This is a genomic window from Rhizobium sp. USDA 3886 (genome assembly GCF_056279785.1).
Genome location: NZ_JBWCDC010000003.1, coordinates 1,880,584 through 1,905,545, shown reverse-complemented (window position 1 = coordinate 1,905,545; position 24,962 = coordinate 1,880,584). Strand labels below are relative to the sequence as shown.

The 24,962-nt window shown below is 60.5% G+C and carries 19 protein-coding genes; 10 read left to right on the top strand and 9 right to left on the bottom strand.

Annotation, left to right across the window (positions count from 1 at the left end):
* From fhuB to ACZ9BX_RS31990, 3 genes are read right to left on the bottom strand one after another with little or no spacing between them, the layout of a single operon-like run.
* Entirely contained in the window at window positions 1-2,001 is a 2,001-nt protein-coding gene (gene fhuB, locus ACZ9BX_RS32000; protein ID WP_476222281.1) for a Fe(3+)-hydroxamate ABC transporter permease FhuB, read from the bottom strand.
* Window positions 1,998-2,855, bottom strand: a complete 858-nt coding sequence (locus ACZ9BX_RS31995; protein ID WP_476223102.1) for an ABC transporter substrate-binding protein — start codon at window positions 2,853-2,855, stop codon at window positions 1,998-2,000. The genes fhuB and ACZ9BX_RS31995 overlap by 4 nt, the downstream gene beginning before the upstream one ends.
* Window positions 2,855-4,972 carry a TonB-dependent siderophore receptor gene (locus ACZ9BX_RS31990; protein WP_476222279.1) on the bottom strand — a complete coding sequence of 706 codons (2,118 nt, stop codon included), beginning with the start codon at window positions 4,970-4,972 and terminating at the stop codon, window positions 2,855-2,857. The genes ACZ9BX_RS31995 and ACZ9BX_RS31990 overlap by 1 nt, the downstream gene beginning before the upstream one ends.
* Window positions 4,973-5,412: 440 nt before the next feature.
* On the opposite strand from ACZ9BX_RS31990, the gene ACZ9BX_RS31985 reads away from it, so the two are divergent.
* From ACZ9BX_RS31985 to ACZ9BX_RS31955, 7 genes are all read left to right on the top strand, one after another.
* Window positions 5,413-7,134 carry an ABC transporter ATP-binding protein gene (locus ACZ9BX_RS31985; RefSeq protein ID WP_476222277.1) on the top strand — a complete coding sequence of 574 codons (1,722 nt, stop codon included), beginning with the start codon at window positions 5,413-5,415 and terminating at the stop codon, window positions 7,132-7,134.
* A 60-nt stretch (window positions 7,135-7,194) separates the two neighbouring features.
* On the top strand, window positions 7,195-7,863 hold the full coding sequence (locus ACZ9BX_RS31980) for a GntR family transcriptional regulator (protein WP_027510342.1): 669 nt from the start codon (window positions 7,195-7,197) through the stop codon (window positions 7,861-7,863).
* A gap of 154 nt (window positions 7,864-8,017) precedes the next feature.
* The gene (gene bioB, locus ACZ9BX_RS31975) at window positions 8,018-9,025 is read left to right on the top strand and encodes a biotin synthase BioB (protein ID WP_245505982.1); all 1,008 of its coding nucleotides are present in this window, start codon (window positions 8,018-8,020) and stop codon (window positions 9,023-9,025) included.
* On the top strand, window positions 9,022-10,167 hold the full coding sequence (locus tag ACZ9BX_RS31970) for an 8-amino-7-oxononanoate synthase (protein WP_476222275.1): 1,146 nt from the start codon (window positions 9,022-9,024) through the stop codon (window positions 10,165-10,167). Before bioB ends, ACZ9BX_RS31970 begins: the two co-directional genes overlap by 4 nt.
* A complete protein-coding gene (bioD, locus tag ACZ9BX_RS31965) occupies window positions 10,164-10,802 on the top strand; it encodes a dethiobiotin synthase (RefSeq protein ID WP_476222273.1) in 639 nt (212 codons plus the stop codon). Before ACZ9BX_RS31970 ends, bioD begins: the two co-directional genes overlap by 4 nt.
* The gene (locus ACZ9BX_RS31960) at window positions 10,799-12,079 is read left to right on the top strand and encodes an adenosylmethionine--8-amino-7-oxononanoate transaminase (RefSeq protein WP_476222271.1); all 1,281 of its coding nucleotides are present in this window, start codon (window positions 10,799-10,801) and stop codon (window positions 12,077-12,079) included. The genes bioD and ACZ9BX_RS31960 overlap by 4 nt, the downstream gene beginning before the upstream one ends.
* On the top strand, window positions 12,067-13,056 hold the full coding sequence (locus ACZ9BX_RS31955) for a beta-ketoacyl-ACP synthase III (RefSeq protein WP_476222270.1): 990 nt from the start codon (window positions 12,067-12,069) through the stop codon (window positions 13,054-13,056). Before ACZ9BX_RS31960 ends, ACZ9BX_RS31955 begins: the two co-directional genes overlap by 13 nt.
* 34 nt (window positions 13,057-13,090) lie before the next feature.
* Here the strand turns inward: ACZ9BX_RS31955 and ACZ9BX_RS31950 are convergent, their stop codons facing one another.
* From ACZ9BX_RS31950 to ACZ9BX_RS31935, 4 genes are all read right to left on the bottom strand, one after another.
* Entirely contained in the window at window positions 13,091-14,077 is a 987-nt protein-coding gene (locus tag ACZ9BX_RS31950) for an ABC transporter permease (protein WP_476222269.1), read from the bottom strand.
* Window positions 14,074-15,054 carry an ABC transporter permease gene (locus ACZ9BX_RS31945; protein ID WP_476222267.1) on the bottom strand — a complete coding sequence of 327 codons (981 nt, stop codon included), beginning with the start codon at window positions 15,052-15,054 and terminating at the stop codon, window positions 14,074-14,076. Before ACZ9BX_RS31945 ends, ACZ9BX_RS31950 begins: the two co-directional genes overlap by 4 nt.
* Window positions 15,051-16,604, bottom strand: a complete 1,554-nt coding sequence (locus tag ACZ9BX_RS31940) for a sugar ABC transporter ATP-binding protein (protein WP_476222265.1) — start codon at window positions 16,602-16,604, stop codon at window positions 15,051-15,053. Before ACZ9BX_RS31940 ends, ACZ9BX_RS31945 begins: the two co-directional genes overlap by 4 nt.
* Window positions 16,605-16,684: 80 nt before the next feature.
* A complete protein-coding gene (locus tag ACZ9BX_RS31935) occupies window positions 16,685-17,809 on the bottom strand; it encodes a sugar ABC transporter substrate-binding protein (protein ID WP_476222263.1) in 1,125 nt (374 codons plus the stop codon).
* Window positions 17,810-18,391: 582 nt separating this feature from the next.
* Between ACZ9BX_RS31935 and ACZ9BX_RS31930 the strand changes: the two genes are divergently transcribed.
* On the top strand, window positions 18,392-19,174 hold the full coding sequence (locus tag ACZ9BX_RS31930; RefSeq protein WP_476222262.1) for a type IV toxin-antitoxin system AbiEi family antitoxin: 783 nt from the start codon (window positions 18,392-18,394) through the stop codon (window positions 19,172-19,174).
* Window positions 19,155-20,066, top strand: coding sequence for a nucleotidyl transferase AbiEii/AbiGii toxin family protein (locus ACZ9BX_RS31925; RefSeq protein ID WP_476222261.1), 912 nt, complete (start codon window positions 19,155-19,157; stop codon window positions 20,064-20,066). Before ACZ9BX_RS31930 ends, ACZ9BX_RS31925 begins: the two co-directional genes overlap by 20 nt.
* Before the next feature lie 56 nt (window positions 20,067-20,122).
* On the opposite strand, the gene ACZ9BX_RS31920 is transcribed toward ACZ9BX_RS31925, so the two are convergent.
* Entirely contained in the window at window positions 20,123-21,490 is a 1,368-nt protein-coding gene (locus ACZ9BX_RS31920; protein WP_476222259.1) for a sigma-54-dependent transcriptional regulator, read from the bottom strand.
* Window positions 21,487-23,349: a sensor histidine kinase gene (locus tag ACZ9BX_RS31915; RefSeq protein ID WP_476222258.1), complete on the bottom strand. Its 1,863-nt coding sequence runs from the start codon at window positions 23,347-23,349 to the stop codon at window positions 21,487-21,489. The genes ACZ9BX_RS31920 and ACZ9BX_RS31915 overlap by 4 nt, the downstream gene beginning before the upstream one ends.
* A 238-nt stretch (window positions 23,350-23,587) precedes the next feature.
* On the opposite strand from ACZ9BX_RS31915, the gene ACZ9BX_RS31910 reads away from it, so the two are divergent.
* Window positions 23,588-24,922, top strand: a complete 1,335-nt coding sequence (locus ACZ9BX_RS31910) for a dicarboxylate/amino acid:cation symporter (protein ID WP_476222256.1) — start codon at window positions 23,588-23,590, stop codon at window positions 24,920-24,922.
* Window positions 24,923-24,962: the final 40 nt, after the last annotated feature.

Genomic DNA, 24,962 nt, shown 5'->3' with positions numbered 1-24,962 from the left:
CTATCGGGAGCGGCTCATCGCGATCAGAAAAAACGGGCCGCCGGCGAGAGCTGTCAGCAGACCTGCCGGTATCTGCCACGGAAAAATGATAGTTCTTCCCGCCCAGTCGGCCGCAATCAGGATGATTGCGCCGTATAGGCCAGAAGCGAATATTTCGGCGGCCGGTTTGCGGAAACCCGACATTCTCGCGAAATGCGGCGCCATCAGCCCGACGAAGCTTAAAGGTCCAATCGCCAGTGTTGCGACGGCCGTCGGAATTGCGACCAGGCAAAGCAGGATGGCGCGAACGGACACGACACCGAGGCCTAGCGAGCGCGACACGGTTTCGCCAAGCGGCAGGACGGCGAGCCAGCGGACCGTCAAAGGCGCCAAGGAAAGAAGAAGGAGCGCAACAACCGCTGTCGCAATCGCCTGGCCGGGTGTTGCCGTATAAGTGGAACCTGAAAGCCAGGCGAGCAAGAAATCCGTTCTCGGATCGCCGCTCGCAAGAACGAGGGCGGCCAGCGCCGAAGCAAGCGTCGTCACAGATGTGCCCGCTAGCAGAAGCTTCTCCGGCGAAAGGCGCTGCCGGCCAGCGATAGACAGGACGAGGGCGAGTGTTGCGAAGGCACCGAAGCTTGCGGCCGCTGCCAGTGAAAGCCGATCGATGCTGGACGTGACGACAAAAAGAGCAAGTACGCCGAGGCTCGCCCCACCTGAGACACCGATCACTTCGGGAGCGGCCATGCTGTTTGTTGTCATCCGCTGAAGCAATGTGCCGCAAACGCCAAACATGGCTCCGGCTGCAAGCGCCACGCCGATCCGTGGCAGCCGCAATTCGGCCAATTCGCCAATCTGTGTTGCCGCGATCCAACCCCAGCCGTTTGCACCCGTTCCCAGGAAAAAAGCAAGGCCTGTTGTAACAACAAGTGCTACGGCAAGCAGAAGAAGAGCCGGCATTCCGCAAGGAGCGATGGCGGTGAATGTGCCATCTCGGCTGTCCAGGGAGACGGTCTTCAAATGAAGCAGGAAGATGAACAGCAAGGGCGTGCCGAGAAGTGCTGTCGCAGCGCCTGCCGGAAATGCCATCTCCCTGAAGTGGAACTGGATCACTTGATCGACCAGCCAAAGCTGCGAGGCGGCAATCAGAGGCGACCAGACCATGCGCTGCAGTAGCGTCCTTGCACCGGCTATGCGCGCGAAGGCAGGGGCGGCCAGTGCAATGAAGCTTATGACACCGGCTGCCGCAACGACGAATGCGCTCATTGCTACTGCAATCGAAAGACCGATCAGCCTGATGGCTGCCGGCCTCATGCCAAGGCTGCCGGCGCTTTCATCGCCGGCCTCCAGCAGCCGCAAAGGCCGCAGGAACATGAATGCAAAGACACTGCAAACAGCAATCTGCGGAAGGAGGGTTCGGGCGACGGCGTCGCCATTCTGGATCAACGATCCGCTCTGCCAGATGAAAAGATCCTCCGTGTACTCGCGATTGATTGCCATGAGGAGGGCGCTCGCCGAGCCGCAGGTCAAACTGACGACAAGCCCTGAGACAATGACGGCGACCGGCGAAAATTGCCGGCGCTGAGCGAGCGCGAAGACGAGAAGTGTCGTTAACGCGCCGCCCAGAAGGGCGATGGCACCGCGTCCGTTTTCGAGCGCAGCGGGGATGTAGAGCGTCGCGACAGTCAAGGCCAGCCCCGCTCCGGCATTCGTGCCGATCGTCGTCGGCTCTGCCAGCGGATTGCGAAGCAGATGCTGGATCAGGATGCCGGAGAGCCCGAGCCCCAGGCCGGCGAGTATGCTGACAGCGACACGCGGCATGAAGGCATGGCGGAAAAGCAGTTCTTCCGATTTCGCATTGTCGGTATCGACAAGCGCGGACCACCAGGAGGCAGGCGGCAACAGCCGTTCCGCTCCGACATAGGTCAGGACCATCGCGGCAATTGCCGGGATGGTGACGAGCAGGATCAGTTTCCAGGGGCCGCTGCGTTGCGCCGATATCGGCTGATCGATTACCATCATGCCTGCTCGACGTTTCTGATAAAAGTGGCGAAACGGGCGGCAGCGGCCAACCCGCCGAAGGGCCAGACCGGCTGGATCGTTGAGACATTTCCGGCTCTGACACAGGGCAGGTTTGTCCAGAGCGAACTCTGCTCAATGCGGATGCGGATATGCGGCGGGATGGGATCGAGCGAAATCAGGTGGGCATTGCCGATTGCCGTAAGCGCGTCGATGCCAACGGTTGAAAATCCCCACTCCGATGTCTCTCCGGTCCACGCGTTGACAAGGCCGACGCGGTCAAGCACGTCTTGAAACAGGCTGCCCCTGCCATAGACCCGCACCTGACGGTCGTCGAACATGCTGATGATCGCAATCGGTCCAGCCCGACGGGTATGAAGGGCGTCTCTGGTATCATTGATCGTCCGCATGGTTTCGCTAACAAGGTTTCGTGCTGCGTCCTGCCGTCCAACGATCGCGCCGAGCTTTATGGTTTCGGCTTCCGCCTGGGCAAGCGGCGTGCTCACGCCTTCATAAAAAGGAACGCTGAACACCGGCGCAAAGCGTCTGTACATCGTTTCGTCGATCCCGTAGCCATAGGCGCCTGCGATCAGATCAGGACGAAGCGCGCTGATCACTTCGAGGTTCGGTTCACCGCGAGCGCCGAGATCAAGTGTCGACACGGGCAGGGCGGGCGCAGCGACCCAATCCCCATAGCCTTTGAGGTCGGCAACCGCCAATGGCGGCACACCGAGCGATATGAACATTTCGGCCGATGTCCATTCGAGGCAGACGATGCGTCGAGGCGGGGCTGCGAAGGCCGCCGGTGCGAAAGGCGATGCGGCAAGCGCGCCGAGTAATGTCCGCCGTGTAAACATCACCAACGGTATTTCACCGAGCCGACGATCTTGCGGCCCTCGCCGAAAAAGCATCCGGCCGTTTCCGAAAAGCAAGAGGCCACATAGCGCTTGTCGAAGAGATTACTGACGTTGAGCTGGAACTCGTAGTCCTTCCACTGGTAGTTCGCGGCAAGGTCGACCAGGGTCACGCTCGGAACCTTGAGGGAATTCGCATCGTCGCCATAGGTCGATCCGATGTAGCGGACACCTGCAGCAAGGCCGAGACCCTCCAACGTGCCGCGCTGGACCGTGTACTTTGCCCACAGTGACGCCCGATGGCGCGGCACACCGTAGGGCGTGTTGCCGCCGGTTCCCTCGGTATCGTCCATGATTTCAGTATCGAGATAGGCATAAGCGAGCTTGATATCCCAGCCCTGATCGAGGCTTGCGACGCCTTCGATTTCCATGCCGCGGGAGCGGATCTCTCCGGTCTGAACCGCAGCACTTCCTTGATAGCGAACTGCATTGTCTTTCGTCAGATCAAAGGCCGAAAGAGTGACGAAGCTGTTATAGCCTTCCGGCTGGTACTTCACGCCGAACTCGTACTGCCGTCCGGTTTCCGGGTCGAAGCTCGGATCGTCAAGGACCGGCATGAACGAGGTCGAATAGCTGGCATAGGGTGCAAGACCGTTATCGGCCAGATAGACAAGGCCGAGGCGGCCGGTAAAGGCGCTGTCGGATTTGTCTGTACGGCTTCCGTCAACCTGCTCGAGCGTTTCCGTCCGCGCCCAGTCGTGACGGAGACCGCCTGTCAGCACGAATTTATCGAATTTGACCTGGTCGTTCACATAAAGGCCGACCTGATGCTGCGTCGTCTTTGCGTCTGTATAGACATCAAGTGCTGGCAGCGGCGAGCCGTAGACTGGATTGAAGACATCGATAGGATCGACATCGGCATAGGTGCCCCAGTCTTTGAAATGTGTATACTGATAATCCAGCCCGAAAAGCATCTTATGCGCGAGCGGACCGGTGTCGAACATTGCCTCCGCCTGATTGTCAATCGCAAAGCTCGCCAGCTGCGATCGGCCTTCGTCGGCATAGCGCATGAGGGTGCGTCCGTCGGCGGCGAGTCCGTTGCCAAAAACGCCTTCCTGTACGTTTTTCAGATAGGAATAGCGCGCGTTCTGCCGGAAAGCCCACGTCTCGTTGATCTGGTGCTCGAACTCGTAGCCGATCGTCGCAATCGTCAGATCATAGCGGTCAAAATCCGGTTCGCCGACAAACCTGTCACGTGGAATTTCGCCATTTTCGTTCGGCAGGACGGTTCCGGATGCCGGCAGAAACTGGATGCCCCAGCCGGTGAAGTCCTTCTGGTATTTTGCAAAGACCGTCAGGCTCGTTTCGTCGTCCGGCGCCCATTTGATGGAGGGTGCGAGGTAGATGCGATCATCGTTGACGAAGTCCACGTGTGTGTCGCCCTTGCGGCCGAGACCCGTCAGGCGGTAGCTGAACACGCCGTCGTCGGTGATCGGGCCGCCGATGTCGAATTGTGTCTCGTAGCGGTCGAAGCTGCCGACGTTGAGGCCTACTTCGCCGAACGTTTCGGAGGTCGGGCGTTTGCTGGAGTAATTGATGATGCCGCCGGGGCTGTTCTGCCCGTAAAGTACGGAAGCTGGACCGCGCACAAGCTCGATGGCTTCGGCGCCGTAAGTCTCCAGAGACAGGAAGGAAGCGAATTCCGTTCCCTTCGAATGCAGGCCATCGACATAGAAGATTTCGTCGGAGACGTTGAAGCCGCGGATTTGCAGGCCATAGCCGCGGGTATCCGAGCCGTTGTTCTCGCCGGCGACGCCTGCGCTATAACGCAGGGCCGCATTCAGCGTTTCGGCACCTTGCGCCTCGATCTGATTCGCCGTGATCACGGACACGGACTGCGGCGTTTCGATCAGCGGGGTATCGCTCTTGCCGGCTGCGCGCCCGGCTTTCGCAACGTAACCATCCTCTTCGAAAATGCCGCTGCCTGCACCGCCATCCCCTTGGATGACGACAGGCTGCAGAACGGTCGCTGCCTGATCCTGCGCAAGCGCTGGTAGAAAAAAGCCTGTGCTGCATGAAAGAAAAAGAATGGTGCGGCCAACCGCGGAACGAAAGGACATCGCTGCTCCCCGTGCAAATTCGATATCGAAATGAAATGCTGGTGGCTGGGGCGCGGGGCCGTGGCTTCCAGGCGGAGACCTATTAAAGTTGCCAATCACTGTCAACTTTCAGGCGTGAAAAAGCCCGCCTTCGAACTTGCAATCCAGGGATTTTATTGGGCCACCGCCACGATCTCCGCCCGACAGCGTATCGACAAGCCTGCCGGCGAATGAGGCGATGTCTGTAAGTTCCAGCGCTTCGGAAACCTTAATGCGATCTGCTTCTCCGAAGCGGCCGAGCGCACCATGCGGCAGTTGCCGGTTTCTTATCAAGATGCAATGTCATGCACAGCGCGCCCTATTGGCTCCCGTCAAAAAATATGAGAATGCGGGTCACGTTTGGCATCAATGCGCGCTTATCGTCAATGCCGCCGCTTAAGCTCATACCTTTAAAGGTCGAAATGCTTCGCCGTTTCTTTTCTTATTACAGGCCCTATCGTAGCCTTTTCGTGCTCGATTTCAGCTGCGCGATCATCTCCGGCCTACTCGAGCTCGGCTTTCCAATGGCCGTAAAGCTATTCGTCGACAGGCTGCTGGTCGGCCAGGACTGGCTGCTCATTCTGCTGGCCTCTGCCGGTCTTATGGTGGTCTACGCGATCAACACGGGCCTGATGGCGATCGTCACTTATTGGGGGCATATGCTCGGCATCAATATCGAGACCGATATGCGCCGCGCGGCCTTCGATCATCTCCAGAAACTCTCCTTCAGTTATTACGACAACCAGAAGACGGGGCATCTGGTCGGCCGACTCACCAAGGATCTCGAAGAGATCGGCGAGGTTGCCCATCACGGTCCCGAGGACCTCTTCATTGCGGTGATGACGTTCATCGGCGCACTTATCCTGATGGTATCCGTGAATTGGCAGCTGGCGCTGGTCACTGCCGTCATCGTGCCACTGACGGCGTGGGTGACGAGCCGCTATGGGACCCGGATGACCAGGAATTCGCGTGCACTCTTCGGACGCGTCGGCGATTTCAACGCCCGGATCGAGGAGAGCGTCGGCGGTGTCAGGGTCGTGCAGGCCTTCGGCAACGAGGACCATGAACGTGCGCTCTTCGAGAATGACAATCAAAGCTACCGGAAAACGAAACTCGAAGCCTATCGCATCATGGCTGCCAGCACGTCGCTCAGCTATATGAGCATGCGATTGACGCAGATGATCGTAATGATCGCCGGCAGTTATTTTGTGCTCGCCGGAGAACTGACAGCGGGAGGCTTTATCGGCTTCCTGCTTCTGGTGGGCGTCTTCTTCCGGCCCGTCGAGAAGATCAATTCCGTCATCGAGACCTACCCAAAAGGCATTGCCGGCTTCCGGCGGTTTACCGAACTGATCGACACTGAACCCGATATCGAGGATGCGCCCGACGCGATCGATATCGACCACTTGAGGGGCGAAATCATCTATGAAGACGTGTCTTTCGCCTACAGTTCCGGCAAGCCGGCGCTTAAGGATGTCAATCTAACGATCAGGGCGGGCGAGACAGTTGCATTTGTCGGCCCATCCGGTGCCGGCAAGACGACGATATGCTCGCTGCTGCCACGCTTTTATGAGGTCGGCAACGGCGCAATCTCAGTGGACGGTACTGATATCCGCTATATGACCCTTGCCTCGCTCAGGCGTCAGATCGGCGTCGTGCAGCAGGATGTCTTCCTGTTTGCTGGGACGATCCGCGAGAACATCGCCTATGGAAGGCTCGACGCCACCGAAGCGGATATCGTCGAGGCGGCCAGGCGCGCCAAACTTGACGATATGATCGTATCGCTGCCGAACGGATTGGACACCCTCATCGGCGAGCGCGGCGTCAAATTGTCGGGCGGACAAAAGCAGCGCCTGGCGATTGCACGCATGTTCGTGAAGAACCCGCCGATCCTCATTCTCGACGAGGCGACGTCCGCGCTCGATACCGAAACCGAACGCGAGATTCAGCAATCGCTGGCCAAACTGGCGGAAGGCCGCACGACGCTGATCATCGCACACCGGCTGGCAACGATACGCGATGCAGACAGAATTATCGTCGTCGCCGGCTCGCGTGTGGTCGAGCAGGGCTCGCATGCCGAATTGCTGGAGCGCCGCGGCCATTACAGGCGGCTTTACGATGCCCAGGTCGCGATCGGTTCCTGAGAATTGCCCCATGATGGCTGCCGTCTCGACAGCCGTGCCGAAGCGAATTATCTATAAAAAATGACCGACCATAATGACGAGACCATTGCCGCACGGATAAGCCGCGTTCTTGCCGACCGGATCGTAACAGGGCAGCTCGAACCCGGCTCCAAACTCAAGCAGGATCACATTGCCGAGGAATTCGGCTCCAGCCATGTGCCGGTGCGCGAAGCACTCCGGCGGCTGGAGGCGCAGGGGCTTGCGATCAGCGAGCCAAGGCGGGGCGTCAGGGTCGCATCGTTTGATCTTGCGGAAGTGCAGGAAGTGGCGCGCATGCGCGCCGCGCTCGAAGTCCTGGCACTTCGTCATGCCGCTCCGCATTTGACGCCGTCCATCCTCGATCAGGCCGAACGCGCCATCCTTGAAGGCGACCAGGCACTCGACGTTCGCGGCTGGGAATCCGCCAACAGGCGCTTCCATCGCCTGATCCTGTCGCCTTGCGGGATGCCGCGTCTATTGGCGGCAATCGACGATCTGCATGCCGCCAGCGCGCGGTTTTTGTTCGCGACCTGGAATTCGGGCTGGATGACGCCGAAGGACCGCGATCATCGGGCAATCCTAAGCTTCCTTCGTGAGGGCGAAACTGAGCACGCGGCAACGGTGCTGGAGCGGCATGTTCAGTGGATCGGCCGCCGGCCGGCAAGAAGCGGCGCCGCCCCTGATGCCGAACGTTTCGCGATCGTCGGCTAGATGCCATTCTGCTTTCATCGCCGCGATCTGTGATCAGGAGAAATTTGGACTCTGCCCCTTGCGTTACCTTGCGCCGGATAATTATAGATAAAAATGTAAGATATCTATATCGACGCGCATTTGCGGGAGAGGGTTTGGTTCGATGGAAGGTAAAATGGTTGATAACGCGAGCGGAAATGCGCGTGAGACATCGTTCCCGGTTTTGTATCAGACCGATGAAGCAGAAATTATCTATAATTTGCCGTTCAATGATCTCCTCTTTCGTGCACATAGCGTTCATCGCGAAAACTTCGACCCCAATGCGATCCAGATGAGCCGCCTGCTTTCGATCAAGACCGGCGGCTGCGCGGAGGATTGCGGTTATTGCAGCCAGTCGGCGCACTATCCGACCGGGCTCAAGGCCTCGAAACTGATGGAAGTCGAGCGCGTCCTTGCCGAAGCGCGGAAGGCCAAGGAGGGTGGTGCGACGCGCTACTGCATGGGAGCGGCATGGCGCAGCCCCAAGGACCGCGACATGGACGCGATCGTCGCCATGGTTCAAGGCGTCAAGGCGCTCGGCATGGAGACCTGCATGACGCTTGGGATGCTAACGCCCGCGCAATCGGCCTCGCTCGCCGAGGCCGGCCTCGACTATTACAACCACAATGTCGACACTTCCGAGCGCTTCTACAGCGAGGTCATCACCACGCGGACCTTTGCCGACCGTTTGGAGACGCTGTCAAACGTTCGGGATGCCGGCATGAAGGTCTGCGCCGGCGGCATCCTCGGCATGGGTGAAACGACGAAGGACCGCATCGCGATGCTGGTGACGCTTGCCAACCTGCCCGTGCCGCCCGAGAGCGTGCCGATCAACATGCTGATCCCGATCCCGGGATCAAAGCTTGCCGACGCCCAACCCGTCGACCCGATCGACTTTGTGCGCACGATTGCGCTTGCCCGCATTCTGATGCCGGCCTCGCATGTGCGGCTTTCGGCGGGACGCACCGGCATGAGCGACGAGATGCAGGCCCTCTGTTTCTTCGCCGGCGCCAATTCCGTCTTCATCGGCGACACCTTGCTGACGGCCGACAATCCCGGGGAAGATCATGACAGCGCTCTATTTCGCCGTCTTGGCCTGAGGCCAATGGAGCTGGGCGAAGCGGAACCGGAGGCGGCACAATGAGCTTTGCGGGCCTTGCCCGCTACGAGCGGACGCTGGCCGGCCTTGAACGAAAGGGCCGTGCACGCGCGCTGATCGGCCAGAGCGGCATCGACTTCACGTCGAACGATTATCTGGGGCTTGCTCAATCGGAGCGTCTAAAGAACGCGATTGCCGAAGCGATCGAGCGCGGCGTTCCGGTCGGGGCAGGGGGCTCGAGACTGCTGCGCGGCAATCATCCGGAGCACGAGGCGCTGGAGGCCGAAGCTGCCGCATATTTCGGGACCGGGAGGGTCCTCTATTTCGGCAGCGGCTACGCCGCCAATGCTGCCCTCTTTTCGACCCTTCCGCAACGCGAGGACCTCATCGTCCACGATGGCCTGATCCATGCCAGTGCACATGAGGGGATCGCGGCGGGCAAGGCGCAGGCGATGCCGGTCCGGCACAACGATGTCGAAGCCTTCGATGGGGCAATCAGGAAATGGCGCCGGGCGGGCGGCACCGGCAGGCCCTGGATTGCCGTCGAGAGCCTTTATTCCATGGACGGTGATCGCGCGCCACTTGCCGAATTAGCAGGCATCGCGAACGCGCATGGCGCCTTCCTGGTCGTGGACGAAGCGCATGCGACCGGTGTCTTCGGCCCGGGGGGGCGCGGTTTTTCGGCAGGTCTGGAAGGGCATGATAACCTTATTGTCCTTCACACCTGCGGCAAGGCGCTCGGCGTTTCCGGAGCGCTGCTTTCGGCCAGCGCCGTCATCTGCAGCTACCTCGTCAACCGGGCGCGTGGTTTCATCTATTCGACGGCCCCGTCGCCTTTGATGGCGGCCGTTGTTCGCGAAGCACTGCGGGTTCTTGACGACGAGCCGCAACGGCGCTCGGAATTCGACGCGCTGCGGGCTTTTGCGAATTCCGCACTCACGGCTGCAACCGGTGTCGAGGGCAGCGGATCGCAGATCCTGCCGGTGATGATCGGCGACAATGTTCGTGCCGTCCGGATTGCCACGCGCATGCGTGACGAAGGCTTCGACATCCGGGCAATCCGGCCACCGACCGTTCCGGAGGGTACCGCCCGGCTGAGGATCGCGATCACGCGGAACGTCGATTCCAGCATTATCTCCAGCATGTTCGAACGGCTTGCGGCAGTGATGGTGGAGGAGCGCTCGTGACGAAGCGTTGCGTTGTCACCGGCACGGATACCGGGATCGGCAAGACCTTGTTCGCCGCGGCACTGACGCAAGCCCTCGACGGCTATTATTGGAAACCGGTGCAGTCGGGACTTGAGGAAGAGACCGACAGCCAAACCGTCATGCGGCTTGGCGGGGTTCTTCCGGCGCGGATCATTCCGGAGGCCTATAGGCTGAAGATGCCGGCATCCCCGCATCTTTCCGCGAGGTGCGAAGGCATTACGATTGCCTCCGACCGATTGGCCCTGCCTGAAACCGATGAGCCGCTCGTCGTGGAAGGCGCCGGCGGCCTGCTGGTGCCGCTTACCGACCGGCTGTTATTCGCGGATGTTTTTGCCCGCTGGCAGGTTCCTGTCATTCTCTGCGCCAGGACCGCGCTCGGGACAATCAATCATACGCTGCTGTCGCTCGAGGCGCTGAAGCACCGCGCCATTCCAATCCTTGGGATTGCCTTCATCGGTGACGAGAACGTCGAAACGCAGCGGGTCATTGCCGAGATCGGCGGCGTTCGTTCGCTTGGTCGCCTGCCGTGGTTGCCGACCGTCACGCCCGGGACACTGCACGTGGCCTTCACCAGAAACGTCGATATCGAGCATATCAAGGGAGCGCTGGCATGACACGCTCGGTCGTATGGCATCCCTTCACCCAGCACGCGCTGGAACCACCGATGAAGCGGATCGTGGAAACGGCAGGCGCTTACCTCATCGACGAGGACGGCAACCATGTACTCGATGCCATCTCGTCCTGGTGGGTGATCACCCATGGCCACCGGCACCCTACGATCATGAAGGCGATGACTGCCGCTGCGGAGCGCTATGACCAACTCATCTTCGCCGAATACACACATGCGCCGGCCGAAGAGCTGGCCGAAGGCCTGATCGCCGTTGCGCCGCCGGGCCTGGCCCATGTCTTTTACTCCGACAGCGGATCGACCGCAGTTGAGGTCGCACTGAAGATGGCGCTCGGTTTTTTCCACAATAAAGGTGAGCGGCGCAATCGTATCGCGGTCATGGAGCATGCCTATCATGGCGACACGATCGGCACGATGTCAGCAGGCGAGCGCGGCGTGTTCAATGCCGCGTACGAACCGCTGCTTTTTGCCGTCGACCGGTTGCCGTTTCCAGCGGTGGGCCGCGAGCTGGAAACGCTCGACGCCTTCGAGTGCTTCTGCCGGTCAGGCGAAGTCGCAGCCCTGCTGGTCGAGCCGCTCATTCTCGGGGCAGGCGGCATGAAGATGTATCCACCGTCGCTTCTTGCCGGCCTCAAGGAGATTGCCGAGCGTCATGGAACGCTTCTCATCGCCGATGAGGTGATGACCGGCTGGGGGCGCACGGGAACGCTTTTTGCCTGCGAACAGGCTGCGATCACGCCGGATATTCTCTGCACGTCGAAGGGCCTCACAGGGGGCGCTCTGCCATTGGCGGCGACTTTGTGCACGGCGGAAATATTTGAGGCCCATCTCTCTTCCGACCGCCGCAAGACCTTCTTCCATTCGAGTTCCTACACGGCCAATCCGATCGCCTGCGCAGCAGCCCTTGCCAATCTTGCGGTCTGGCGGGATGAGCCGGTCAGGGCGCGGATCGATACTCTCGCGGAGGCGCATCGCGCGCCTTTGGCCCGCCTCGCCGCGGACACGCGCTTCCGGAACGTCCGGCAAAATGGAACGATTGCTGCTCTCGACCTCAATGTGGGAGTCGGTGGATACGGCTACTTGGCAGACGTCGGGCCGAAGCTGCGCGCGTTCTTTCGTGAACGTGGTCTGCTGATCCGGCCGCTCGGCAACGTCATCTACCTGATGCCGCCGTATTGCGTCACCGCCGAAGAGCTCGGCCGGGCCTATGACGCGATCGGGGAAGCCGCCTCGCAATTTGGAGCACCCGCATGTCGATTGTGAGGTCGTCGCGGCTGGCAGGCTTCGGTCACAGCGTGCCGGGGCGACGGGTCGACAACAGCGAGATCGAGACGGCCCTTGACCTCGAATCCGGCTGGATCGAACGTCGTACGGGCATTCGATCCAGATATTGGGCGGAAGAGGGTGATACGCTTAGCGGTTTGGCGGCCAACGCCGGCGCCATGGCGCTTAGCGATGCAGGTGTCGACCGGGCCGAAATCGCCTTGACGCTGCTTGCAACCTCGACCCCCGACCATTTGCTGCCGCCGTCCGCCCCCTTGCTTGCCCATCGCCTCGGCCTTACGAATTCCGGAGCGATCGATCTTGCAGGCGCCTGCTCGGGTTTTCTTTATGCGCTCACGCTCGCCGACGGCTTTGTCCGCACCCAGGGACAACCGGTGCTCGTCGTTGCGGCGAACATCTTGAGCCGCCGGATCAACCCGGCCGAGCGCGCAAGCTCGGTTCTGTTTGCCGATGCCGCCGGTGCGGTCGTGCTTTCGCCATCAACGGGATCCGGCACCGGTCTCCTCGGCGTCGATCTTATTGCTGACGGAAGCGGATATGACCTGATCTCGATCACCGCCGGAGGCAGCAGCCACCCCTTTGCGCCGGACATGAGGGCGGAGGATTTTCTCATGACGATGCGCGATGGACGCGAGGTGTTTTCGCGCGCCGTCGAGATGATGACGGCCGCTTCGATGCGGGCGCTCGATCAGTCGCAGGTCGCGGTCGAAAATGTCAGCCGGTTCGTGCCGCATCAGGCCAACACGCGGATATTCAGCGCTGTATGCGAGAGGCTGGGCATCCCACCCAAGAAGGCCGTCAGCACGATTGGTGAGTACGGCAATTCGTCTGCCGCAACCATTCCCCTGTCGCTGTCGATTGCCAATGAAGAACGCCGTTTTGACTCCGGGGAAACGGTGCTTCTGGCCGCTGCTGGTGCTGGGTTGACCGGTGGTGCCGTGGTGCTCGGATTCTGAGACCTTGACGCTGGATAAAGCCGACTGGCCCGGATCACCGGTTGGCAGGGCTGCGGCCGTAAAGCAGCAGCATGGCGATGATGACCACGCCGTAGATGATCTGCCGCCCGGCCTCCGGCATCTGCATGACCGAGAGAATCGATTGCAGGAGCGTAATTAAGATCACGCCGGCAACCGTGCCGACATAGGAGCCCTTGCCGCCGAGAATGGACGTCCCGCCGAGCACGACGGCGGCGATCGAGGGCAGGAGATAGGCATCGCCCATCGACTGGGCCGCCTTCGATGCATAGCCGGCAAGCAGGGCGCCGCCAAAGGCGCTAAGCGCCCCGGAGGCGATGAAGGCGATGAGGACGATCCGGCGGGTGTTGATGCCGGAAAGATAGGCCGCGCTCTCCCGGTTGCCGATGCCGTAGACCGAGCGGCCGAACGTCGTGCGTGTGAGGGCAAAGACCGTGCAGGCGCCGACGGCGGCCCAGATGAGTACGGCGTTAGGTATGCCCGGCACAAGAAAGCCGGTTGCGAGATAGCGCATCGCGGACGTTGCCGAATCCTGTGGCGAGAAGCCGCCGGTATAAAGGACCATCAACCCTTGAGCAACGGCATTGGTCGCCAGCGTGATGATCATCGAGGGGATGCGCAGATAAGCGACGCCGATCCCGTTCGTAAGCCCGATCACCATGCCGCAGACAATGCCGAAGGGAACAGCAAGAATCTCGCCTGCGGGACCATAGGCGGCCGCCGCACAAGCCATCATTCCGCCGACGGCGACCGACCATGGAACGGAAAGATCGATCTGGCCGAGCAGGATGACGATCATCATGCCGGTGGCAATGACGCCAAGGAAGGATGCCACTTTCAACTGCTGCAGGAGATATTCCGGGGACAGGAAGCTCCTTGAATAAAAACTTCCGATGATCAGCAGAAGGACGATGCAGCCGAAGGCTGTCGCGATCGCCGGATCGAGCCGGCGCACGGATTTCGAAAGAGGGCTCACGGGCGCTTCTCGCGTTACATTGCTCATCCGAACCACTCCAGGCGATTGCGGACGCGGAACAATCCGAATGCTCCAAGGCTGACGGCGACGAGCAGCACCACGCCCTGGAACAGCGGCTGCCACAGCGGATCGAAATCGAAGACGAAAAGCAGATCACCGATGGTGCGGAAGGCGAGCGCTCCGAAGATCGCACCGATCGCGCTGCCCTTGCCGCCAAACAAAGATACGCCGCCAAGCACCACCGAGGCGATCGAAAAGAGCGTATAGGCGTTGCCGCTGGCAAGAGCTGCCTCGCCGGTAAAGGTGAAGAAGGTGAGGAACAGCCCGCCGATCGAGGCAAGAAGGCCGGCCAGCGCATAGGCTGTAAACTTGGCGCGGCGGATCGGCAGCCCGGACATATAGGCCGCAATCTCCGACGAGCCGGATGCATAGGCCGCCCGCCCGATGACCGACCGGCTGAACGGCACCCAAATGACGAGAACGATGGCAGTCAGAGCGACCAGGCTGGCAGGTACGAGCCCGAAGACCTTTCCGGTCATGATATCGGCCAGGTCCTCATTGACCGAACCGCCGGGAAAGGGCCGCAGCAGCAGGGCGATTCCGAAGAAGACCGCGCCGGTCGCGATGGTGGCGACAATCGGCTGCAATCTGCCATAAATGACGATCAGGCCGTTCAATGCCCCGCAGGCAAGACCGGTGGCCAAAACGGCGACGACGCCGAAGGCGGTTTCAATCGGCGTGCCGAGGACAATCCAGGAGGCCAGCGCATTGGTGAGGATGAAGATCATGCCGACCGATAGGTCGATACCCGCCGTAATCACGACCAGCGTCTGCGCCATCGCGACAAAGGCGAGCAGAACACCCTTGTTGGCGGCGGTCTGCACGACATTGGCCGTCAATCCGGCAGGATGATTGGAGACATAGATGGCGAACATGACGAGGAAAATGCCGGCCGCCATCAGCGTGCCGCGCCGTTCGTTCAACCGGTAACGCCATTCCTTCATGCCGCGCTCTCCGCCTTTTCGCCCTCGACATTGAGTGCGCTGGCGACCAACGCATGCTGCGTGATGCCGCTATCCTTCAACTCGCGCACGATGCTGCCATTATAGAATACCAGAACACGATCACAGCAGCCGATCAGCTCGTCATAATCCGTCGAATAGAACAGGATGGCCGCGCCTGCTTCGGCAAGCCGCCGCAGCAGCTGGTAGATTTCCTGTTTAGTGCCGACATCGATGCCGCGTGTCGGATCGTTGAGGAGAATGATCCGCGGCTGGCGCATCAGCCACTTGGCAATGACGACCTTTTGCTGATTGCCGCCGGAGAGCGCGCCGACGGGAATGTCGAGGCCGGCCGTCTTGATCGCCAGCAACTGCACCATCTCACTGATCAACTGTTCTTCTTTTTCCCGGTCTATGACGCCGCCCTTGGATACCCGGTCCAGCACCGCGAAGGAGAGATTTTCACGGACTGTCATCGGCAGCATCAAACCTTCGGTCTTGCGATCCTCGGGGATGAGAGCCATGCCGATATGCCTTGAGCGTGCCGCCGCCGGACTGGCGAGCGCGACGGCCTTGCCATCAACAAGGACCGTGCCGGTTGTGCCGCGAAGCACGCCGAAAAGGGCAAGCAGCAGTTCGCGCTGCCCTTGTCCGTCCAGACCACCAAGGCCGACGACTTCGCCCTTGCCGACCGTGAGCGAAATGTCGCGCAGGCTGTCCCCCCAGCCGAGATCGCGGCATTCAAGAGGCGGAGGAGGCGTATCGGCCGCCGCTCGTGTCGGCTTCGGCGGGAAGGCATTGCTATACTCGCGGCCGATCATCATTTCGACGATCTCGCTGCCGCTGCGTGTGCCTGCGGGGAAACTTGCCACATTGCGGCCATTGCGCAAAACCGTGCATTCATCCGCCAATTCGGCGATCTCCTGCATGCGGTGCGAAATATAAAGCAGCGCCAGTCCTTCCGACCTCAGCCGCCTCAATACCGAAAAGACCTTGGCAACATCGGCTGCCGTCAGCGCCGACGTTCCCTCGTCAAGGATAAGAATGCGCGGCTTCCACGCGAGCGCCTTGGCGATCTCGACGAGTTGCCGGCGCGACAATGATAGATCCTTGACCAGCGCCCGCGGATGAATGTCCTCGCCGCCTGCCCGGGCGAGCATCTCCTCGGCGATCGCACGCTGGGCCTTGCGATCGATGAGGCCGAAGCGGCGTGGCGGCGCGGCGATGCAGATGTTGTCGGCTACGCTCAAATCGGGAATGAGCGAAAGCTCCTGGAACACGCAGGTGACGCCGGCAGCAGAGGCCTCGGCGGGGGATCTGAAACGGACCGGACGTCCTTCGAGCAGCATCCGGCCCTCATCGGGCGCGACGACACCTGCCATGATCTTTATGAGGGTCGACTTGCCAGCGCCATTCTCGCCGAGAATGGCGTGGATCCGTCCCGGTTCCACGGCAAGCTCGGCATTCTCCAGCGCGCGAACGCCGCCGTAACGCTTTGAAACACCACTCATCTGGAAGAGGGGCGTTGCTGCCGGTATCACTGGTGTGGTCATAAGGTTCCTCGAGGCCGGTTTTTCATGCGCGTCGCGGCATGGCCGCGGCGCGCCGTTCAAGCGATCGGCTTGGACCCGGTCTACTGGTTTTCCTTCGACTGCCCCATGATCTCCTGGGCCGTGAAGTTGATGCCGCAGGTCGGGAAGGCGTTGCCGACGAAGAAATTGTCGGACTGGTCGGGATAGAAATCCTGACCTGCCTTGAAGTTAGGGTCTTCAACGATTGCCAGCGGCAGTTTGATGGATTGCGGCACGACCTGGCCCTCGAGCGCGGCAATCGCCGTCTTGACGGCAACTGCCACCTGGGCGGGGCCGGTACCGGCCGACGAGCATTTCAGGCCGTCGGCCGCATGCTTGGCGCAGAACTTGCGAAAGCCGTTTTCTGTCTCTCCTCCGAAAGGCACGAAAGGATGTCCGGCATCGATCATCGCCTGTACGACGCCGGTATCGCCGCCCTGCGCGGTGATGCCGTCGAACTTCTTGTGCACGGCGATAGCGTCAGCGGTTGCCTTCTGTGCTGTCGGATCGTCCCATTTGCCGAGCACCTCGACGACATCCCATTTCTTGCCCGTCGCGGCGAAGGTTTCCTGGATGCCGTTGTGACGGTCGGTGTCGACCGACGTGCCGGCAACGCCGCGCACTTCGAGGATTTTGCCGCCGTCGGGCAGGTGCTTTGCCAGCCAGTTCGCCCACAATACGCCGAGACCCTTCTGGTCGACGTTGACGTTGATTGCGTCTTCGGTGTCAAGGATGTTGTCGAAGGCGACAAGAATGACGCCGGCTTGCTTGGCACGCTTGATGACCGGTCCGAATGCCGTCGGGTTCTGGGCATTGACGACGATGGCGTCATAACCTGAATCGATGAAGTTGTTGATTGCCGAGATCTGCGCGGGCACGTCCTCTCCGGTCGAAACGACTTTGAACTCCTTGAGCTTGGCGGCAACGTCCGGCTGCGCCGCATAGGCCTTCGCCGTCTGGATCATCTGAATGCGCCAGGTATTGGCGATATAACCGTTGGCGAGCGCTATGCGGAATGGGCCGTCCTTCTTAGGGAACTTGAAGAATTTGGTTTCGGCCGCCCACGGCACGAAGCAGTCAGCTTCGGCCGCAGGCCCGCTGACGATTTCCGGCTCGGCAAGAACCGTGGAGTGGGAAAGCGTGAATGCAGCCGCGGCCAGGATGCCGCCGACCAGTGTCTTGTACATCGAATCCTCCCATTTGTTGCCATGTTTGGACTGGCATCGAATGGGTGCCGGCATGGTCGACGCTCCGCTGCGGATCTTGTGATCTGCAGTCGGCTGCCGGTCCGGCAAGGCATGTCGATACGCTATCCAGATGACGTCAGACGGGCTCCTCCCCGGGCGTCACGCGAGCGATGGTAGCGCTGCCAACCATGATTGTAAAGCAGCATGGAACGACCTGCTTTGCCGCGGATTTTTGCGATTCTGCAGCATTCATTTTTGCGAGTCCCGATGTCGAAATCGTGGTCGAATGGCAGGTCTTCTGCCGCAGCCTTTCCGTGGCGCGGACAGTGAAATCCGGAATTCGATTGGCAAATGCCACACCTGACGGATCGGATGAAAGCCGTCTGCGTGCCCATGCGGTCGTTCTGGACAACACAGCCAAGCGCTTCGCCGGGATCGACGCCTTTTGGAGGCATCTCGCATCCCGCAAAATTCGGCGGACCATTTTATGTTATGGCGCAGACATAAACTCCAAGTTCATATATATGCCATAAAATAAAATAAGGATTGACACTATTTTGGTTCGTGGCATATGAATAAACTATGAGTGTATCTGAGCGACAAAAATTAAAAAGGTTACTTGACACCGTTCCAGCAGGGACGGTGTCTCTTTCCGCTTGGCTAGGAGACAACGGGATCAGTCCTCAGTTGCAGCGGCGTTACCGTCTGAGTGGTTGGCTGAAGGCGATCGGAACCGGAGCAATGGTTCGTTCTGGCGACACCGTTGGTTGGGAGGGGGCGTTGTACGCCCTCCAGAACAATGCTGGACTACCCGTACACCCCGGAGGCAGGACCGCACTCTCTATGCACGGGAAAGCGCATTTCCTCGAGCTTTCCCGCGCGGTCGTCTCTCTCTTCGGCCCTTTGGAGGTCCGCCTTCCAAAGTGGGTCGTCGACGGCAAATGGGGCGTGAAGATAGACTACCACAGGACATCGTTCCTGCCGTCCGATCTAGGTATGGTGGATGTTGAGAACGGCGCGTTTTCGATCCGGGTCTCGACTCCAGCGCGTGCCCTGATGGAATGCCTTCACCTCTCTTCATCAGCAGAAGAACTCATCGAAGCCCGCGAAATGATGGACGGTCTCAACAACCTCCGCCCGAAGCAGGTTCAGGCACTGCTGGAAACCTGCCGATCCGTCAAGGTCAAGCGCCTGTTCCTTTATTTAGCGGACCTCTCGGGACACGACTGGCTGAAACATGTTGACCGCAGCGCCATCGACCTCGGTTCGGGGACGCGAAGCTTAGTCGCCGAGGGAATATATGTTCCGCAATACGATATCATGGTCCCAAAGGAATTCGCTTCGGATGCAAAGGCAGGTTTATAAAAAGCAAGTCACCCTCCTTCTCGACGTCTTGCCGGAGGTCGCTAAGGAAACATGCTTCGCCATGCACGGTGGCACGGCGATCAACCTGTTTGTTAGGAACATGCCGCGTCTTTCCGTGGACATTGACCTTACCTATATCGAGATCGCCGACCGCCAGGTATCCATCGACGCTATCAATTCGGCACTGGTCCGGATAGCCGAGAACCTGACCGTCCGGAAGGATGCAGTCCAGGTTCGTCACAAGCAGGACGTCTGCAAACTTCAGATCTCCCGCCAGGGAGTGGAGATTAAGATCGAGGTCAATCTCGTGGGCCGTGGCGTGATCGACAAGCCGGTTGTATTGCCGCTCTGCGACAGAGCGCAGGAGGAGTTCGACGTCTTCGTCGAGTTTCCGATCGTCCCGCTTTCCCAGCTTTACGGCGGCAAAGTCTGTGCGGCCCTCGACAGGCAACATCCGAGGGACCTGTTCGACATCAGGTACATGCTCGAAACGGAGGGTTTCTCGGAGGCGGTGCGCAGGGGCTTCGTTTACTGCCTGCTCGGCAGCGATCGCCCGATGAACGAGGTGCTGAAGCCAAACTTCCAGGACCAACGACAGGCAATGGAAAACCAGTTTGCGGGAATGAGCGCCGAGGAATTCACATATGACGACTACGAAGCCGTCCGTGCAAGGCTTGTCGAGCAGGTCAACGCCGCGTTGTCCGACAACGAACGGGATTTCTTGTTATCGTTCAAGGAACTGGCTCCAGACTGGAGCGCCAATGACTATTCCAACTACCCGTCGGTCAAATGGAAACTTCTGAACCTCGAGAAGCTCAAGTCGGCCAATCCCGCCAAACATGGAGAGCTTGCGGAAGCGTTGCGCGCCAAACTCTGGCCGGCCGAGGTTTAGGCACTGCTTTTGCCTCGACGGGACGGACGCACCCGCTCCGGTGGCAGACGTTCTGTTTAAAGCTGCCCGGATTTGGATGCTGCGAATTGACTGCGGACGATGCCGTGGCGCTGGAGCTTATCGTAGAAAGTCTTGCGCGGTATGCCAAGCTCCGCGATCGTGCGGCGGACGTCGCCGTCATTGGCATCGAGCGCCTCGCGGATGATGCTGGCTTCATAGCGGTCCAGCCGTTCGGGCAGCGGAAGCACGTCGCCCGTCTCTGGCGCCGAGTGGGAGCTGTTTGCCGGAACCTGCTCAACGCCGAGAACGAAGCGTTCGGCAAAATGCGACAACTCGCGCACGTTGCCCGGCCAAGCATGATCCTGCAAATGACGGTGGACGGCGGACGAAATCGCCGGAACCTCCCGTTTGAAGCGAGAAGCCGCACGCTCGGCAAAATGGCCAAAGAGAAGCGGGATGTCGTCGCGGCGCTCGCGAAGCGGCGGGATGGAGATAGTGACGACATTGAGTCGGTAGTAGAGATCCTCGCGAAAATCACCACGCTGGCCCGGGTCTGCGAGATCCACCTTTGCCGCAGCGACAACGCGCAGGTCAACGGGCCGGACCTCATTGGTGCCTAGCGGCGTCACCTCCCGCATCTCGAGAACCCGCAGCATCTGCACCTGAGTCGAGGGCGGCATGCTCTCGATCTCGTCGAGAAAAAGCGTGCCGCCGCTTGCATGCTCGATGCGCCCGACGCGCTTCTTCTGCGCACCGGTAAAAGCGCCGGGTTCGTGGCCGAAGAGCTCGCTTTCGATGACCGTTTCGGGCAGCGCCCCGCAGTTGAGTGCAACGAAGTTGCCTGACGCCCTGCGGCTCCATCGATGCAGCAGGCTTGCGACGACTTCCTTGCCGCTGCCGGTTTCGCCCGTGACGAGCACGTCGACCTCGGTATCGGCGATCTGCCGCAATGTCCGGCGCAGCCGCTCCATGGTCGGCGTCTGGCCGATCAGCGGCAGGTCGTCGCGGGCCTGGTCGGCTGCCCGGCGCAAGGCCCTGTTTTCCAGAACGAGGCGGCGCTTTTCCACAGCCCTCCTGACGGCCTGGACCAGCCTGTCGGTTGCAAACGGCTTGGTGATGAAGTCGTAAGCGCCGTCCTGAATGGCCTTCACCGCCATCGGAATATCGCCGTGGCCAGTGATCAGGATGACCGGCAGGTCCTCGTCTTCTTTGCGCATGCGATTGAAGAGCTGCAGCCCGTCAATCTGCGGCATGCGAATATCGGAGACGACTGCGCCTGCAAAATCGACGTTAAGGGCCGAAAGCGCTTCGCTCGCCGCCGAAAAGGCAGAAACATTAAAGCCCGCAAGCTCCAGCGTTTGCTTGGTGGCCCGGAGAAGGTCTTTGTCGTCGTCTATGAGAAAGATCGATAACGGATCGCTCATGCTTTTGCCCTTAGAAGGTGGACGGTGAAGCATGTGCCGTTGCCGCTGCTTGTGACATCGATCCGGCCGCCGTAATCGGCGACAATATCCTTTGAAATGACGAGACCGAGGCCGAGGCCCTTTTCCTTGGATGTCTGGAATGGCGTGAACAGCGTGTCGAGGACTGCCGGCGCAATGCCGGGGCCATTGTCCGAAACAGTGATCGCGACGTTCTCGGGCGTTTCGGCAACGGATATCTCCACCTTCGCGTCGTCACGGCCTTCGAGCGCCTCAAGGGCGTTCTGGAAGAGATTGATCAGGACCTGCTCCAGCCGGATCCGATTGCCGAGCACGAAAAGGCCCGGCGGCGGCAGACGGGTGTCGAGCGCATTCAACTGCCCGGCAAACCGGCTCTTCAGCAAGACGACGGCACCTTCGATGATGGCGCGCAGCTCGACGGGTTCGGCCGCCGTCCTTCCCTTGCGTGCAAAGGCTTTTAGTTCCTCGGTGATCGTGCCGATCCGTTCGGTGAGCTGGGCAATGGCGCCCAGATTTTCCTCGGCCGGGCTCGATTGCTTTCGCTGGAGGAAGACGCGGGCATTGTCTGCATAAGCGCGGATGGTGGCGACCGGCTGGTTGATTTCATGGGCGACGCCGGCTGCGACCTGCCCCAGGATGGCGAGCCGGTTTGCCTGCACGAGTTCCTGCTGCACGATTTGCAGCTTCTGCTCGGTATCGCGGTGATCGGAAATTTCCGCCTGTAAGTGATCGCGCGCCCGGCTCAGTTCCTCCGTCCGGGCAATGACCCGCCGTTCCAGTTCCTCGCGCATGGCCTGCTCGCTGGCGATCCTCAGTACGGAGACCTGCCGCCGTCTCAGCAAAAACGCGGCGATTGCGAGAACGGGCAGCAAAAACGCCAATGCAAGAAGCCGCATCTCCCGCACGGCGGAGGCAACCGGCAGTTCGGTCGGCACCAGATACTCCAGCCGCCACGGCGTCGTCGGGATAGCTGCAAAGAGGCGGAGATACTGGGCCTCTCCACTGCCGGGCAGAACGGCAGAAACGATGGAGGCGTCCGGATTGACGGCTGCCGGATGCATGATCGGAAGCTGCGCCAGCGGTGCATCTCCGAATTGCAGGCTGCTTCGAATGGACGCGAGCTCCTGCTGCGGCACTGGCCCGGTCGTCATGAAACGCCAGGAAGGGATGCTGGTGATCAGAACGACCCCGCGGTCGTCCGTCACGTAAGCCGGCCGGCTTGCATCGCGCCAGTCAGCTTCGAGACGGTCGAACTCCATCTTGACGACCACGACGCCAAGCGGGGCGGCTGCGCTCCCGACCCGACGCGAGATGTAAAGGCCGGGTCGCTTGCTGACGCTGCCGAGCGCGAAGTGCTCGGCGCTGCCTTGTTCCATCGCGCGGCGGAAATAATCCCGGAACGCGTAATCGTTGCCGACGAAACTGATGGGCTCGCGCCAGTTGCTCGAAGAAACAGCGATCCCGTCCGGGCCGATGACGTAGAGCACGGCGGCTTGCGTGCCGGTGACAAGCCTTTCCAGCTTGCGATTCAAGAGATCGGTTGCGTCGCTCTTTGCAGCCGAAAGCGCGTCGAGAACCTGTTGGTCCTCCGAAAGCAACAGCGGCAGGGCGCGAGGGCGCTCCAGCACGGCGGTCAGCAATGCGACCTTGAGATTGGCGTCGGTGCGGCTTTGGCCTTCCAGCGCTTCGATGGCGGATCGGCGTCCGTAAAGTTCGGCGCCCACGAGCGCTGCCGCAACCAGGATCGCCGATGCAGCCAAGAACAGGACCCAGGCACGGCGTGCCTGCCGGGTGACGTCCTGCGGCGTTCGAAAGCCCTGCGTGGTTGATCGCTGAAGCATGCCGGAGAATGTGCGCAATTTCGCACAAGGGTCAAATCAATTTGTGCGAAAAGACGCTCAAGCGGGCTTGCGTTCCCGGGGCGATTTTCAAGAACGTATGAGAAAACAGCGCCTTAACCGCAGAAAAGCAGACTGGCACGCCCATTGCAAAGTATCTGCAAACAGCCGGGTGGCTGTTGAATTCCAAATTTTTCGCCCCGGGAGGCCGTCATCGGTTTGGGGCTTTATGGAGGACACTATGGGTGTAGCAATTCCAGCCGCGCCGGCGCGCGGCAAAGTTCCATTCTATCGGCACCTCTATGTGCAGGTAGTTTTCGCGATCTGTGCGGGCATTCTGCTCGGGCACTTCTATCCTGAGATCGGCACCTCGCTGAAGCCGCTTGGTGACGCCTTTATCAGGCTCGTCAAGATGATCATTGCCCCGGTCATTTTCCTGACGGTCGCAACCGGCATCGCCGGCATGTCCGACCTGCAGAAGGTCGGGCGCGTCGCCGGCAAGGCGATGATCTACTTCCTCGTCTTTTCGACGCTCGCACTTGCCGTCGGTCTTATCGTCTCGAATGTCATCCAGCCGGGTGCGGGAATGCATATCGACCCGGCCACGCTCGATGCCAAGGCCGTGGCGACTTATGCCGAGAAAGCGCATGACACGACGATTACCGGCTTCCTGATGAACATCATCCCGACAACCATCGTCGGTGCTTTTGCCGATGGCGATATCCTGCAGGTGCTGTTCTTCTCGGTGCTGTTCGGCATTGCACTTGCCATGGTCGGCGATCGCGGCCGGCCGGTCGTCGATTTCCTGCAGGCCGTGATGGCGCCGATCTTCCGCCTCGTGGCGATCCTCATGAAAGCGGCCCCCATCGGCGCCTTCGGTGCGATGGCGTTTACCATCGGCAAATACGGCATCGGCTCGATCGCCAACCTAGCCATGCTCATCGGCACCTTTTATCTGACGTCGCTGCTTTTCGTGCTTGTCGTGCTTGGCGCGGTTGCACGCTACAACGGCTTTTCGATCCTGGCGCTGATCCGCTACATCAAGGAAGAGCTGCTGCTGGTGCTCGGCACGTCGTCTTCGGAAGCTGCCCTTCCTGGCTTGATGGCCAAGATGGAGCGGGCCGGTTGCAAGCGTTCCGTCGTCGGTCTGGTTATCCCGACCGGCTATTCCTTCAACCTCGACGGCACCAACATCTATATGACGCTGGCAGCTCTCTTCATCGCCCAGGCGACGGACACGCCGCTTTCCCTCGCTGACCAGATCCTGCTCTTGCTCGTCGCCATGTTGAGCTCGAAGGGTGCTGCAGGCATCACCGGCGCAGGCTTCATCACGCTTGCCGCCACGCTCTCGGTCGTTCCGGCGGTTCCCGTCGCCGGTATGGCGCTCATCCTCGGCATCGACCGCTTCATGTCGGAATGCCGCGCCCTGACGAATTTCGTCGGGAACGCGGTCGCGACGGTTGTCGTCGCACGCTGGGAGAACGAACTGGACCAGACGAAATTTGCTGCGGCAATGGCCGGTGACCTGCCAGAGGAAGGCGATGCTTCCATGCCGGAACTGCAGGCTGCTGAGTAAAGACTGGTCTGTCACGATCGACACATGGCCGCGCCCTGAA